Below are 15,427 nucleotides of genomic sequence, written 5' to 3'. Positions count from 1 at the left end.
GCGACTCGCCCGATCTGAAGACAGCCATGCTTGACCGCATCCGTGCAGACGCGCCGCGCAAGGTGTGGACGCCCAGTGATTTCGTGGATCTCGCCTCGCGGGACGCCGTCGATAAGGCGTTGCAGCGGTTGACGAAAGCCCAAACCCTCAGGCGAATCGATCGAGGACTCTACGATCAGCCTGGCTTCAACAAGCTCACCCAAAAAACCAACCCGCCCGATCCGCGCTCGGTCATCGACGCCGTTGGTCGACGCGACCAAACCCGGATGCTTGTCGATGGCATGACCGCAGCAAACGATCTGGGCCTGACCGACGCGGTCCCGGCAAAAATCGTGGTTCATACAGACGCCCGCCGTCGTGCAATCAAGCTCGGTAACGTCACGATCACCTTCCGTCCGACTGCGGCCAGCAAGCTGTTCTGGGCCGGGCGACCGGCGATGCGCGTCGTTCAGGCGCTTCACTGGCTCCGCGATCTCCTGGTCCGTGAAGGAGAGAGTGATCACATCAAGCGCAAGCTCGCCAAGCTCTTCGAGGATCACGTTGCGGGCCCGCAGCTGAAAGCTGACATCACTGCGGGTATGACGGCGCTGCCAACCTGGATGTGGGTGTTTCTCAAGCCGCTTGTCGAAAACGACGCTGGCGTTGGTCGTTGGCATGTCGGTGATGATGATCATGCTGGTGCCGATGCTGATCATGATCGTCAGCGACAACGACCGAGGGACGGCGACGATGATCACGCAGCCATCGGCCGACGGAAGCCGAAACCGCACTCTGCCGACAAGACACGAACCGCCAAGCGCGGCGCGACCCGGACCGTGAAGACATGAATGCGGCTTTCGACGAGGTCCTCGCGGCAGGGTCGGACACGATGTTAAGCGCCTTCGATACGACGGCGCTGCGCCTCGGCACGGCATCCCAGAATATCGAAAAGGACTTCTGGGTCTGCTGGACGCTGGATGCCTTGTTCAATGGACTGAAAGAGGGGGGACCCCGCCTTCTTTTCAAGGGCGGAACCTCCTTGTCCAAAGGCTTCGGCCTGATCAATCGCTTCTCCGAGGATATCGACGTCACGGTGTTTCGGGACGACATTGGCGAACCGGCGACCATCGAGGAGCTCGATGCGCTGAGCGGTAAGAAACGCAAGGCGCGCCTCGATGCGATCAAGGACGCCTGCCAAGCCTGCATCAACGGCCCGCTGCGCGTCGAGTTGACTGTGATCCTACAAGAAAGGCTCAAGGCCGCCGGCCTCGATACCGGGGCGGGACGAGTGGACGCCGACGATGCCGATCCCGATGGGCAGACGCTGCTGATCTGGTATCCGGCGGCAACGCCGCGATCGGATTATGTGCGAGCGGCGATCAAGATCGAGTCTGGCGCGAAATCCGCGCTCGACCCCAATAGCGAAGTGCCGATCAAACCCTATGTCGACGATGATCTGCCGGCGCTCGACCTGACCGTGCCGGCCGTGCGAACGGTCGACCCTGAACGCACCTTCTGGGATAAGATCGTCATCCTCCATGGGCTGCGACGCTGGTTCGACAAGCGCCGAGAGCTGCGTGGGGGCGGCCAGCGCGTGTCTCGACACTACTATGATCTGCACCAACTCGGAGCGGCGCCGGTGGGCGACGCCGCCATCGCTAACAGCGCGCTCGGCGCGGACTGCGTCGCGCATGCCCGGATGTTCTTCAATCGACCGGACTTCGATCTCGCGAGCGCCGTGCCTGGCTCGTTCGCGCTTGCACCGCATGACGCCATGATCGAACAGTTGCGCGTCGATTACAGAGCCATGAAGGGTATGATCTTCGGCGATCCTCCGGAATTTGAGGCGGTGCTCGACAGCATCCGCTCGCTCGAGACGCGTCTGAACAAGAGGCGCGATATGGAAAGCGAGGCGGCGCGATGAACCAGTTTGAGGGAGCTGCCGGTGGAGGGCAAGAGGCAGACGCGCAGCGCACGCGCCAAGCGGCAGTAACACCGCTGCGCAAGCGACGCCTCAGCGGCGAACTCTACAAGCGCGACCAGAGGGTAGAAGCGCTGATCGCCAAACTGGCGGCCCTGTCGCGTGAAGAGTTGATCGCCAGGGCTGCAATCAGGAAGCGCTCCGACCCAGCATACGTCCCCAGCGAATGTCTCGTCTATTTCATCCGCGCGAGCCGTCGCGATAACAACGAGATGTGGTTTGAGCGCCTCTATCGGATCCTGATTGAACGGGTAATGCGTAGTTTGTCCAGGGCGGAAAGCCCTGATGGCAAGACGGAATCGTTGACGCGCGGGGTCGTGCGCGACAGGGTGTTCGGCCGGTTCGTCGAGCTACTGTCGGCGGATCGCTCCGCCTATTTCGACAAGGTCGACTACTTCGAGGTGCGTTTCGACGGCGCGCTGGCTAGCCTGCGGCGCGATGCTCAGGAGCAGGCCTGGCGCGACGAGAACCGTTCCCGACCGCTCGAATATGACGAGGAAAGCGGTGAGCTGTCACCGGAGGTCGAGGCTGCTGCCGGGGCTCACGACCCGTTCGCCTTGTCGGATTTAGACGATCCGGCTTACCGGTTGCGCCTAGATGCGGCGATTGCGGCTCTACCGATAGAACAAAGCAGGATCATTCACATGCTGAGACAGGGCTTCCCCATTGACTCAAAGGAGCCGGACGTCATGACCATCGCCCAGGCCCTGGGCCGCTCCGAAAAGACCGTCCGAACCTATCGCGACAAAGCCTTCGCCGCTCTGCGGGCCGCCATGGCCGATGGAGAAGAGCGGTGAGCCCCGCAGGAGAACGTCCAACCCGCGAGTCTGTGCTCGACGCGTTCGCGGTCGAGAGCGAGCCTGGCCGGTCAACCTTGGAGCGCTATTTGCGGCTTTATCCGGAATATGCCCGAGAGCTCGTCGACCTGTCGCGCGAGCTTAGCCGCGAAGTCTACGACGATGACGCGCCGTTGGCCGCTGCCGATCAGGCCCTCCTCGACGCTGCCTGGTCGCAACACGCGGCGGCCATGCCGGCGGCGATGACCGACCCCTTCGCGGCGCTGACGGTCGCCGATTGGCGTGCCGTCGCCCAGCGTCTTGACGTGCCCCGGCAGGTCGTGACCGCGCTGCGCGAGCGACGGATCTCCCTCATCAGTATCCCGCGACGGTTTCTCGGGATGTTGGCCGAGGCGTTGAGCAGTTCGATCACACAGTTGGAATTGTCCTGGGGTCCCGCGCAGCTGGCTGCCGGGCGCAGCTACAAGGCCGACGGCAAGCCGGCGATCGGCGGGCAGGTCACCTTCGAGCAGGTGCTGATCGACGCAGGCGTCCCGGTAGAGAAGCGCGCCCGGTTGTTGGCAGAGGCGGAATGATATGGACAGCGTGGAGCTCGCGAGGCAAGTCGCCGCAGAGCTTCATGCTCGCCTCGTTGCTTCCGGCGCCGATCCTTGGTCGCCCTATGACTTTGCTGTCGCCGAGGCCAGGCGACGGGGGATTGATGTCGAACCGACGGCCGCTGGGGCAGCCGTCCTCAATGGCGGCCGTGCGACCTTCGTCGCCGCCGACGATCTGATCCTTCACGAGAGTGTCGGCTCGCCGTTCGAGCAAGCCTTCCTGGTCGCGCACGAGATTGGTCATGTCGAGCTCGGCGACGATCCTGAGGGCGAGCCGGTACCGACGATTGATCCCAGCCGCGCCGCAGAGCCGTCGCCGGTTGGAATGGATCGGATTGTCGACTATGGCCGCAGGCAACGCCGTGAGGTCCAGATGGACCTGTTTGCACGCGAGCTGCTGCTCCCGCGCACACTGGCGCGCGCACTTCATATCGACGAAGGGCTCTCCGCGTCCGCCATTGCCGCGAAATTCGGCGCACCGTTCGAGGTCGTCGCGCAGCAGCTGTTCGACGCCGTGCTGTTGCCGCCGGTGCCTCCCGCGCCAGCCGCGACGTATGTCGAGCGGCCGCTGAATTCGCTGCAAGCCTCGGCGGCGGCCCATCGCGGCGAAGCCTATCTGCTTGAGGCGGGTCCTGGCACTGGCAAGACGCAGACGTTGATCGCTCGCGTCGAAGGCCTTCTGGAGGAGAGTGTCGATCCGCGGCGCATCTTACTTCTGACCTTCTCGAACAAGGCGGCGGGCGAGATGGCGGAGCGGATCGCCCGCAAGCGGCCCGGGGCCGCTGCCGCGATGTGGATCGGCACGTTCCACGCCTTCGGTCTCGATATCATCCGTCGTTTCCATGCAGAACTGGGCCTGCCGAAAGACCCGCGGATTATGGATCGGACCGAGGCGGTCGAGCTCCTCGAGGAGGAGTTCCCGCGCCTGAGGCTTATTCATTACCGCAATCTCTACGATCCGACCCAGATCATCGCCGACATGTTGGCCGCCGTCTCGCGGGCAAAAGACGAGGTGGTCGACGCCGAAACCTACGCCACGCTGGCCGACGCAATGCTTGCGAAAGCCGGGGACTCCGATACGCGCGAGGTCGCTGAACGCGCCCGCGAGGTGGCACGCGTCTACGCCGCCTATGAACAGCTCAAGCGCAACGCGCATTGTGTTGATTTCGGCGATCTCGTCACTCTGCCGGTACAGCTGCTTGAGACCGACGCGGCCATCTGCGCAACGCTACAGGCGCAATATGACCATGTCCTGGTGGATGAGTATCAGGACGTGAACCGCAGCAGTGTGCGCTTGCTGAGCGCGCTACGGAAAAATGGCCGCAATCTCTGGATGGTCGGCGATGCCAAGCAGTCGATCTATCGGTTCCGGGGCGCGTCGTCCTTCAACATGACCCGATTTGGCAAAGAGGACTTTCCTGGCGGCAAGCGCGGACGGCTGAAGCGCAACTATCGTTCGGTGCCGGAGATCGTCGCCAGCTTCTCCGGCTTCGGGAACATGATGCGCGCGGGCGACGCGGACAGCGGCCTCGACGCGGATCGCGACGGCAATGATCAAAAGCCCGAACTGCGGACCGTGCAGCGGGCCGAGCAGCAGCAAGTTGCTCTTGCAGACGCGATCGAGCAGCTTCGCAGTGAGGGCTTTGCCTACCGTGACCAGGCGGTCCTATGCACCGGCAATGAGAAGCTGTCGACGATCGGGCAGGACCTCGAACGGCTTGGTGTCCCCGTCTTGTTTCTTGGCAGCCTATTCGAGCGGGCCGAGGTTAAGGATCTCCTGGCCTTGCTCTCCGTTCTCGTCGATCGGCGCGCCATGGGCCTGCTGCGTATTGCGTGCTGGCCCGACTTCACAACTTCCTTCTCTGACGTGGCGGCGATCTTTGAGCACCTGCGGGCAGCCGAGCACCCCCCGGCAGCTGGCTTCAGCACGTCGATGCAATCCCGAGCGTAAGCGACGCCGGCCGTCAGGCACTCTCCAAGCTTGCGATCGCGCTCAGCGGCTTCGACCAGACAGCCTCGCCCTGGACCGTGCTCGCGACGCTATTGCTCGATCGCACGCGCATCGCCGCGCGCTTTGGCGCGTCCGAGGACCTCGCCGATCGTACGCGCGGCATCGCAATCTGGCAGTTTCTCAACTTCATGCGCGTCCAGCCGGCGGGCCGCGGACTACCGATCACACGCATGCTCGATCGTGTGCGCAGGCTTGTGCGTCTCGGTGACGATCGCGACCTGCGCCAATTGCCGGCGGCCGCTCAACATCTCGACGCCGTGCGCCTAATGACCATCCACGGCGCAAAGGGCCTCGAGTTCGGCGGTGTGCATATGCCGGGGCTCAACAGCGATACGATCCCGCGCACGCCGCCGCCGCCGCCATGTCCAGCGCCCGACGGCATGATTGCGGGCGCCGAAGGCAGCGCGCTCGAGGCATATCGCGCAGGGCAGGCAGAGGAGCAGGAGTGCCTCTTCTACGTGGCACAGTCGCGCGCCCGCGATCGCCTGATCCTTTATGCGCCGACAGAGAAGAGCAACGGTCACAGTCGACCTCTTTCGCCATTCCTCGACCGCCTCGGGAGCGCCTTGACACGGCGCTCGGTTGTCCCAGCGCGGCCGCTTCCGGTGCCGGCGGAAGCGCGGGGAGTCGAATTGGTCATCGACGGGCGGTTGCGCTTCGGAGCTCCGCAAATCGCTCTGTATGAATCCTGCCCGCGCCGCTTTTTCTACACCCATGTCCTGCATGTCGGTGGGCGCCGAACCACTACGGCCTTTATGCACTTGCACGAGGCGGTTCGCTCGGTAGTCGAGGCGGTGATCGCGTCGGACGTGCCTGTGACCGAGCAGGAACTCACTGATCGCACCGATACTGCGCTTGCCCGCGAGGGACTAGGCGAGCATGGCTATCGCGCTGAATTCCGCGATCTCGCATCGGCGATGCTGCGTTTCTTTCTGTCAGGCCGCGCAGGAGCGATCGCTGAGGCGCCGGTGGCGGTCAGTATCAACCTCGACGGCGAAGAAATCGTCGTCGAGCCGGACGAGGTGTTGATGCGGCCGGACGGTATCCGCGCCGTGCGCCGCGTCCGCACGGGTCACATGCGATCGGCCGAGAGCAAGGATGTCGGCGCCGCGGCGCTGATCCTGGCGGTCAAACAGGCCTATCCAGGCGCTGTTGCGGAGCTCGTCCATCTCTCCGACGGCGAGGCATCCGAGCTTTCCCTCTCAGACCGCGAGTTGAAGGGACGCACGGACAAGCTTTCAAAGTTTCTCGGCGACATCCGCGCTGGACGGTTCCCGGCCGAGGTCTCATCGCGCACCTGCCCCAACTGCCCGGCCTTCTTCATCTGCGGACCGACACCCGACGGCCCCCTGCAAAAAAAGTTCGCCTGACCTTACCGGTCGGCGAATCTCGATCCGATTGGACCCTTAGAGCCGTGGCCCCGCCTCGGCCCAACCTAAGGACCAATCGTATGAACACTGAAGAACTTCTCGACTTCGACGACGTCGGCGACGCCCTGCGCGAAGGGCGGTCGCTGCGTCCGGCGCGTGGATATCGCTTCCTCCTCGCCCAGGGTGATCTCAACTTCCTGTCCCGCCAGGTGAGCGATCCTGTGCCGCTCGGCCGCCAGCTGCTCGAAGCCGCCGCTCTGGACCCTCAGGACGGCTACAGCCTCTTCGCGGTCCTAACCTCGGGCGATTTTGAGGATGTGCGGCTGGATGAACCCTTCGACCTGCGCGAGCACGGTACCGAGCGCTTCGTCGCCTTCCTGACTGATCGCGACTTCAAGCTGACGCTCAACGACGACGAGCTGCGCTGGGGCAAGCCCGTCATCAGCGGGGCGGTGCTCTATGGCCTTGCCAAGCCCGGCGATGGCGAGGGCGTTTTCCTTGAGGTGCGAGGCGGCCAAGACCGCTTGATCGAGCCTGGCGAGCTTATCGATCTGGCCGAGCCCGGCATCGAGCGGTTCATCACCGCGCGGCTGACGTTCGAGATCATCGTCAATTCGCGGCCGCGCACCGTGAACGCCCGCACGGTGACGTTCGAGCAGATCGTCCAGCTCGCCTTCCCGGGTCAGCACGAACCCAACGTCGTCTTCTCGATGACCTACCGGCACGCGGCGTCGACGCCGCACGCCGGTGAGCTCGGCGCTGGCGGCTCTGTCGACGTCAAGAAGAAGGGGACGGTGTTCAATGTCACACGCACTGTTCAGTCTTAATCCGGACCTCAAGCGGTTGCGGGACGAGGGCTACTTTGTCCAGCAGCGCGGTGGGTATCTCGTCATGCGCGAGGTACCCTATGTCGATGCGCACCGGCAATTGCGCATCGGCACGCTGATCTCCAGCCTCACGCTGGCCGGGGACCGGACGCGCAAGCCCGACACCCATGTCGCCCACTGGGATGGCGACTTCCCGTGTCACGCCGATGGGTCGCCCATCCAGGGCATCGCGCACCAGACTGGCGCCTTCGATCTCGGCCATGGCCTGAAGGCGACGCATGCCTTCTCAAGCAAGCCGGCCGAGGGCTACACGGACTATCACCACAAGATGACCAGCTACGCCAATATCATCGCCGGTCCGGCCGCGGTGCTGAACCCCGGCACGACGGCCCGCACCATCCGTGAGCCTGAAGCGGAGGAGGACAGCGTCTTCAATTATGTCGAGACCGCCTCCGACCGTGTCGGGATCGGCGCCTTGGCTGAGCGGCTGGCCGGCGAGCGGGTTGCCATCATTGGCGTCGGCGGCACTGGCGGCTACATTCTGGACTTCGTCGCCAAGACGCCGGTTCGCGAGATCCGACTCTTCGACAGCGACGAGTTCTTGACCCACAACGCGTTTCGGGCACCGGGCGCTCCGAGCCTGGAGGAACTGCGAGAGGCGCCAAAGAAAGTCGAATATCTGAAGGGTATCTATAGCCGGATGCATCGCAACATTGTGGCGCATGATGTGGCGCTTGGCCCGGCCAACCTCGAGCTTCTCAACGGCGTCACCTTCGCGTTCCTGTCCCTCGATGCCGGTGACGCGAAGCGGTTAATCGTGGAGAAGCTCGAGACGATTGGCGCTGCGTTCGTCGATGTCGGCATGGGCCTTGAGCTCGACGAAGGATCACTCGGCGGCATCCTACGGGTGACCGCCAGCACGCCTCAGAAGCGGGATCATATGCCTCAGCGTATTTCATTCGTCGGTGGCGGCGTGGAGGACATTTATGCGTCCAACATTCAGGTTGCGGATCTTAATGCCCTGAATGCTGTGCTGGCAGTGGTGAAGTGGAAGAAAATCCGCGGCTTCTACCGAGACCTCGAACATGAGCATCACTGCACTTACACCACCGACGGCAACATGCTGATCAATGGGGATCTCACGTGATACGGCACAAGCGACTCGAGCATCGTTTCGTCGACCACATCCCCGAGCGCCTTGGGTCAGGCGTGCTGTACGTGTCGATGGAATATGCGACATCGGCCCACAGCTGCTGCTGCGGCTGCGGCGAGGAAGTTGTCACGCCGTTCACGCCGACGGACTGGAAGATGACCTTCGACGGTGAGACCATCTCGCTTCATCCGTCAATCGGCAACTGGACGTTGAAGTGCCGGTCACATTATGTGATCGACCGCGGCAAGGTGGTCGAAGCCGGCCCGTGGAGCGACGAGCAGGTGGAGTCCGAGCGCAGTCGTGATCGTGCCGCCAAAGCTCGTTTCTACGGGCAATCGCCCACGGTCGAGCCTTCTGCTCAACCTGCTCCGCCCAAGGCGACACCAGGCCTCTGGCGGCGCCTTTGGAGCCATATATCTGGTCGATACTAACGATAAACTTGTGGATTACATTCCATCAGAAGCATCTCGTCCGGTATTCTACTGTCTACCTGCTATAGAGAGCCTCTCTGAACGGGTTTGACAGACTTCCCACAAAGTAGCCCCGCCAAAATAATACCGCCACGCAACAGTCACGCGCTCGCCAGCGCGGCAGCCCCGGCTCTGAGCCGGCGCCCGAATGAGAACTGACCTCGAAAGGAGGGAACCACCATGGCCATCTCGGGCCGATCCACCCTCGTCGTTCACGGCCTCCTCGCCATGCGGGAAGGCCGCCTGGCGGCGGCGCGCGACCGCCGTCATGGCCTGCAGGTCATGTCGTTCGAGCAGGCGGCAGTGCGGCTCGCTGGAGGTTTCGTCCGCCCAATTGATGATGAAAGCCTTCGCGTGGCGATCCAGACGGTCCTGCCGGCAACGCCGATGGGCGAGCTGGAGAGCATCAAGTCGCTGCCCGGGATGATAGACGCAGCCGCGGACACCCTGCACAAGGCCTGGCGCGCTGGTATCGACCTTGCAGCGCGCGCGGTCGAGCATCCGCGACTCAACGCCATCGCTCGATTGGAGTCGGCGGTCCTGGCGCAGTTACCAGCCGCCATGATGCGGCCCATCGACATCGTCGCCGACGCTACCAGCCGTATCACCCATGCGCCCGCCGTTCTCGGCCCGATGGAGATCGCTGGCCTCACCGAACTCTCGCCCTGCTGGCGGCCGCTCCTGAAAGCGCTCACCGCGCACATTCCCGTGCGATGGACGGCCGGGCCGAGGCCGGCGCCGGCCTGGTTGGAGGGCACGGATGTCGCGGTGCTGCGCGCGCCGTCGCAGACCCCGGAAGTCAGCACCGTCAGCGCGGCTACGGCCTATCACGAAGCCATCGAGGCCATGCGCTGGGCGCGGTCGCTTCTCGCCTCTGGGCGCGCGGCGTCGTCCGATATCGCGATCGCAACGGCCTCGCCCGGCGACTACGACGATCACTTCCTCGGCCTGCGCGCGGACGCCAACATCGACCTGCACTTCGTCCAAGGCGTCAAGACCGTCACCACCCGCGATGGCCAGGCCGCCGCCGCGCTAGCCGACATCGTCGTTCGCGGCCTGTCGCAGTCCCGGATCCGTCGTCTCGCCGCCCTGTGTCGGGATTCCACGCCTTTTGCGTCACTTCCCGAAGGCTGGCTGCGGATCCTGCCGGCCGATGCGCCGATGTCGACGCCCAACGCCTGGGACCGCCTGCTGGCGCGATTGAAGCCCGAGGACTGGCCGGACGACGCGGATCATGCCCTGGCCTTGCGCGCGGCAATCGACCTTCTCACCAAGGGGGCCGACGCAGCACCGGAGATCGGTGAGGGCTTTCTTAAGGGCCGCGCGCTCGCCATCTGGCGCAAGGGCCTCCTTGCCGGGCCGGCGGCCTCGATCGACACCACCCTCGAAACCCTGAAGCAGGATGACGGGCTGGAGGCGTGCGTGTCCGTCTGCTGGATGCCTGCTAGCGCGCTAGCAGCCTCGCCGCGGCGCTTTGTGCGGCTGATCGGCCTCAACTCTTCGCACTGGCCGCGCGGAATTGCCGAGGACCGGCTGATCCCGGACCATATCATCCCCACTGCCGAGCTCGACCCGCTCCCGGTGAGCCTGGCCGATCGCCGAGACTTCGAGACGATTCTGGCAACGACGACCGGCGAAGTCGTCCTCTCGCGCGCCCGTCGCGACAGCGACGGACGGCTGCTGGGACGCAGCCCCTCCTCTCTGCGCACGGTCAGGAAATCTATCTCCGTCGCAACGCCGTTCCGATCCATGCGTTTAGCGAAACCGACCGCCTCATGGCCAGGCCGCAGGAGTTTAGCGCCGACCGGCAGGCGCTCAGCGCGCAAGGCTGCTGGCGCGACTGGCGGCACACCGAGATCACGCCGCATGACGGCCTCATCCGGCCCGATCATCCGCTCATTCTCGCAATCCTGGCCCGCACCCAATCGGCCAGCTCACTCCGGCGTCTGCTGCGCAACCCGCTGAGCTTTGCCTGGGTCTATGCCTTCGGCTGGCGCGTGCCAGAAAGCACCATCGAACCGCTCGTGCTCGACGCACTCGGCGTCGGCGATCTGGTTCACATGGTTCTCGATCGCGCCTTACGCGATCTGGAGAGCGCCGGTGGATTGGTGTCCGCCGACGCCGCGGCGATCACGGCGACGGTTGACCGGGCCGCGGCGCTTGTCGCCGCCGATTGGGAAAGCGAACGTGCGGTCCCGCCGGCCGTCATCTGGGGGCGCACCCTGGGTGATGCCCGGCTGATGGCGGCGCGGGCTCTTGCCTATGGCGATGTGCTTCTGCCGGGTGCCCGCTCCTATAGCGAGGTGCCGTTCGGCGGGGCCGAGCCCAAGTCGGACGCGCAGACGCCGTGGGACCCCAATGTGCCGGTCACGATTCCCGACACGGGTTTCAACATCGCCGGCTATATTGACAGGCTGGACATCGCAGGCGACGGCAAGCGCGCGATGGTCCGCGACTACAAGACCGGCCGTCCTCCGCGAGGCGACATCCGGCTGAACGGCGGCCGTGAGCTTCAGCGCTGCCTCTATGCCTTCGCGGTGAAGGCGCTGCTGGGCGATGATGTCACGATCAGCGCCTCGCTGCTCTACCCGCGTGAGCCAATCAACCTCCAGCTCGAAGATCCGGACGCGGTCCTCGCTGAGATCACTGACTATCTGCGCGCGGCGAGGAGCAGCTTCGCCGGCGGTGCCGCGCTGCCAGGCCCCGACACCGGCGGCGACTACGACGATCTCGCCTTTGCCCTGCCGGCGAATGCCAGCGCCACCTATTGCAAACGCAAGATGCCGGCCGCGACCGAACGGCTCGGTCAGGTCACTCAAATCTGGGAGGCGGAATAATGAGCAGCGTGTCTAGGGCCCTTAAGGATGACGACGCGCGACGCGACGCGATCAGTCTCCATGATCGCTCGATCTTGGTCGAAGCTGGCGCAGGCTCCGGCAAAACTGCCGTCATGGCCGGACGCATCGCCGTCATGCTCGCGGAGGGCGTTCCCCCGCACGCCATCGCCGCCGTCACCTTTACAGAGCTAGCAGCCAGTGAGCTGTTTTCGCGGGTGCGCGAAATTGTTGCCGATCTTGCGGTCGGCAACATCTCGACCGAGCTGCGCGTGGCGCTGCCCGGTGGCTTGTCGCAGGCGCAGCGCGACAATCTCGCCGCCGCGACCGCCGTGATCGACGAAATCACCTGCTCGACCATTCACGGCTTCTGCCAGCGTCTGATAAAGCCCTATCCGGCCGAAGCCGACATCGATCCTGGCGCCGGCGTCATCGACCGCAACCAGGCCGATCTCACCTTCCTTGAGATCGTCGATGGCTGGCTGCGCGAGCGTCTGTCCGGCGATCAGGACGGCATCCTAGCCGAAATGGTGCTGCACAGCCCCGGTGAAACCGTGGCGCTCGTCCACAAGATCGCTGAGAATCTGCGCCGCTGCCGCACCCTCGCAGCGCCACCGGTCTCGCCGCTTGACGGTCATCTGACAGCCTTTCGGCAGGCGACGGCGGATTTCGCGGCCTTCATGCGCAGGGCAGCGGCGACCGAGCCGGAAACGCTCGCGATCATCCAGCGGCTGGCCGAGATGGCGACCGCGTTGGCTGCCGGTCCCGATCCCGCGCCGCCCTCCGGCCTGGTCAAGCTTCTGACCTTGCGTCCGCACCCGGATCTTTGCACCAAGGCAGGCGCTTTCGCCTCCTATCGCAAGAAGGGCAAATGGGCTGCCGCGGCGAAGCAGGCCGGCCTCTCCAAGGCCGATGGAGATCGGCTGAACGATGCAGCGGAGGTCTCCTACAACGCTTGCTGCGAGGCTTGGGGTTTGCTTCTTCAAGCCGCGGCCGGCCAGGTTCTGGAGGCGCTGATCGACGACGCTCGTCCGATCCTGCAGCGCTATCGCGACTACAAACGGGCGAGCGCCCAGCTCGACTTTGATGACCTGATCTTCGCCGCGCGCGACCTGCTGCGCGACCATAACGATGTCCGGCGCGCGCTGGGACAGCGCTTCGCGCGTGTCCTCGTGGATGAGTTCCAGGACACCGATCCCCTGCAAACCGAGATCTTCTGGCGGCTGTGCGGCGATCCGGTCCACGACGTTGACGACTGGACACGGTTCCGGATCCGGCCGGGCGCGCTCTTCCTGGTGGGCGATCCCAAGCAGGCAATCTATCGCTTTCGCGGCGCCGACGTCGGCGCCTATGTGCAGGCTCGCGATGCCTTTCGCACGCAGGACCCCGACAGCCTTCTGTCGATCTCCACCAATTTCCGCTCCTGCGCCTCGATCCTTGCCTTCGTCAACGAGCGCTTCGAGGCCATCCTGTCGGTCGATGGACAGCCAGGCTTCACAGCGCTTGATCCTTTCCACGAGGATCGCGGTGATGGCCTTTGCGTCGCCGCGCTCGACATTGCCGTGGCCGACGAGAACGGCAAGGCCAGCGCCGAGCAGCAACGCAACGCCGAAGCCGATGCGGTGGCTGACCTGTGCGCCCGGTTGATTGGCAGCCATCCGGTCCTGGATCGCAAAGCCGGCGCGGAGCGCCCCTGCCAGCCGGGAGACATCGCCCTCCTTGCTCCGACCGGCGCGGATCTGTGGCGCTATGAGGAAGCCCTCGAACGGCGCGGCATTCCGGTGGCGACCCAGGCTGGCAAGGGCCTTTTCCGCCGGCAGGAAGTTCAGGATCTCATTGCGTTGACCCGAGTGCTGGCCGATCGCCGCGACACCTTGGCACTCGGTGCGCTGCTGCGCGGCCCGCTCGTCGGGCTCAGCGAAGAGGAACTGCTGGACATCGTCTGGGCGCTTCCGCGCTCAGAGGAAGAACCCGACCGGATACCGCGCCTCCACCTTGGCGTCGACCCGGCGGCAATCGGCCATCCGTTGGCCCACGATGTGATTGAAAAACTGCAGGCGCTCTATCGCCGCGGCAATAGCACGACGCCGCATGACTTGCTCTCGCAGGCCGTGGATGTACTGCGGGTGCGCCCCATTCTGCTCGAGCGGCATCGCGGTCAGGCCGAGCGCGCGCTCGCCAACGTCGATCTCTATCTCAGCCTCTCGACCGGTTATGCGGTGCGCGGCCTGCGGACCTTCTCCGAGGCAATGACGGCGGCCTGGACGGATGAGGCCCGTGCAGTCGAGGGCCGGCCCGACGCGCAGGAAGAAGCTGTCGCCCTCTTCACTATGCACGCCGCCAAAGGCCTCGAATGGCCGGTCGTCATCCCAATCAACACCATGACCGGCGTGATGGCGCCCGACAGCGCGGTGATCGATCGCCAGACCGACACCTTCTTGTGCCCGGTCCTCGGCGTCGCGCCGTTGGGCTACGATATCGCACGGCAGGCCGAAAAGGATGAGCTGGATCGCGAACGCGTCCGGCTCTGGTATGTCGCGGCGACGCGCGCCCGGGAATTGCTGGTTCTGCCGCGGCTCGACGTGACGCCTTCCAAGTCGGCCTGGATCGGTCTTGTCGATCTTTCGCTCGCCGCGCTACCCGCCCTCGACGCGTCCCATTTGCCGCTTGATCCGATCGTGGCGGTTGGTGGGGCCAGCAACACACAGACGCGAGAGGACTTCGCCGGCGAGGCCAGCGTGATCGCCGATCAACAGATGCGATTGACCTGGCTCGCCCCGAGCCGCGACGAAAGTTCAACTGGCACGATGTTGCAAGAGGAGGAGGCTGACATCTGGACTAGCTCGGATGATGGTCCGCCGGTTGAGCTCGAAGCGCCTACTCCCGTGCAGGGTGGCCGCGAGCGCGGGCTCATCCTGCATAAGCTCATGGAAGAGGTTTTGACCGGCGAGACCGATGACGTGCCTGCGGCGCTCGCGACCCGCGCCGAGGAACTCATCCGTGCGCTCGGCAAGCTTCCCGTCGCCGATCCGACTGCCGGGCTAGCCCCACACGAACTGGCAGGTTGCGTCACGAGGACCCTGACTTTGCCGGAGATAGCGGCCCTCCGGCCCGCGCTGCTCGCCGAGTTCCCCGTCTATGCGCTTCACTCCGAGGACACTGAACTTATAGCGACGGCCGGCATCGCTGATGCGCTGACGGTCAGTGCAAAAGGCTGGCCGGTCGTTGTCGTGGACTGGAAGAGCGACGTGAATCCCGACCCGCAGACGCTTGACCACTATCGCGCGCAGGTGCGCGCTTATCTCGACATGACGGGCGCCGAGCAGGGCCTGATCATCCTGATGACGAGCGCAACGGTGATTACTGTTTCGCCCTCGCTGCCGGCAATGGCGGCTTGACGGAGAAAGTC

At 64.7% G+C, this 15,427-nt stretch carries 8 protein-coding genes and 2 pseudogenes; all 10 read left to right on the top strand.

Annotation, left to right across the window (positions count from 1 at the left end):
- Positions 1–26: 26 nt before the first annotated feature.
- The 10 genes and pseudogenes from AC56QX_RS35235 to AC56QX_RS35190 all read left to right on the top strand — a co-directional run bounded on the left by AC56QX_RS35235 (position 27) and on the right by AC56QX_RS35190 (position 15,416).
- Complete coding sequence (locus AC56QX_RS35235) at positions 27–827, top strand: DUF6088 family protein (RefSeq protein ID WP_497118365.1); 801 nt, start codon at positions 27–29, stop codon at positions 825–827.
- Complete coding sequence (locus tag AC56QX_RS35230; protein WP_497118363.1) at positions 824–1,903, top strand: nucleotidyl transferase AbiEii/AbiGii toxin family protein; 1,080 nt, start codon at positions 824–826, stop codon at positions 1,901–1,903. The genes AC56QX_RS35235 and AC56QX_RS35230 overlap by 4 nt, the downstream gene beginning before the upstream one ends.
- Positions 1,900–2,757: a DNA-binding response regulator gene (locus AC56QX_RS35225; RefSeq protein WP_497118361.1), complete on the top strand. Its 858-nt coding sequence runs from the start codon at positions 1,900–1,902 to the stop codon at positions 2,755–2,757. The genes AC56QX_RS35230 and AC56QX_RS35225 overlap by 4 nt, the downstream gene beginning before the upstream one ends.
- Positions 2,754–3,332 (top strand): hypothetical protein, encoded by a 579-nt coding sequence (locus tag AC56QX_RS35220; RefSeq protein ID WP_497118359.1) that lies wholly within the window; start codon positions 2,754–2,756, stop codon positions 3,330–3,332. The genes AC56QX_RS35225 and AC56QX_RS35220 overlap by 4 nt, the downstream gene beginning before the upstream one ends.
- A gap of 1 nt (position 3,333) precedes the next feature.
- Positions 3,334–6,734, top strand: a pseudogene (locus AC56QX_RS35215) (UvrD-helicase domain-containing protein).
- Between the two features lie 80 nt (positions 6,735–6,814).
- The gene (locus AC56QX_RS35210) at positions 6,815–7,561 is read left to right on the top strand and encodes a multiubiquitin domain-containing protein (RefSeq protein ID WP_497118358.1); all 747 of its coding nucleotides are present in this window, start codon (positions 6,815–6,817) and stop codon (positions 7,559–7,561) included.
- Positions 7,536–8,708, top strand: a complete 1,173-nt coding sequence (locus tag AC56QX_RS35205) for a ThiF family adenylyltransferase (RefSeq protein WP_497118356.1) — start codon at positions 7,536–7,538, stop codon at positions 8,706–8,708. The genes AC56QX_RS35210 and AC56QX_RS35205 overlap by 26 nt, the downstream gene beginning before the upstream one ends.
- Positions 8,705–9,145: a ubiquitination-like system serine protease family protein gene (locus tag AC56QX_RS35200; RefSeq protein ID WP_497118354.1), complete on the top strand. Its 441-nt coding sequence runs from the start codon at positions 8,705–8,707 to the stop codon at positions 9,143–9,145. Before AC56QX_RS35205 ends, AC56QX_RS35200 begins: the two co-directional genes overlap by 4 nt.
- A 219-nt stretch (positions 9,146–9,364) precedes the next feature.
- A pseudogene (locus AC56QX_RS35195) lies at positions 9,365–12,021 on the top strand (PD-(D/E)XK nuclease family protein).
- Complete coding sequence (locus tag AC56QX_RS35190) at positions 12,021–15,416, top strand: UvrD-helicase domain-containing protein (protein ID WP_497118353.1); 3,396 nt, start codon at positions 12,021–12,023, stop codon at positions 15,414–15,416. The pseudogene AC56QX_RS35195 and the gene AC56QX_RS35190 overlap by 1 nt, the downstream one beginning before the upstream one ends.
- Positions 15,417–15,427: the final 11 nt, after the last annotated feature.

This window comes from Mesorhizobium sp. RCAM 06353, assembly GCF_059683585.1.
Note: the sequence above shows the minus strand (reverse complement) of the source record. Positions and strands in the feature narration are given on the sequence as shown.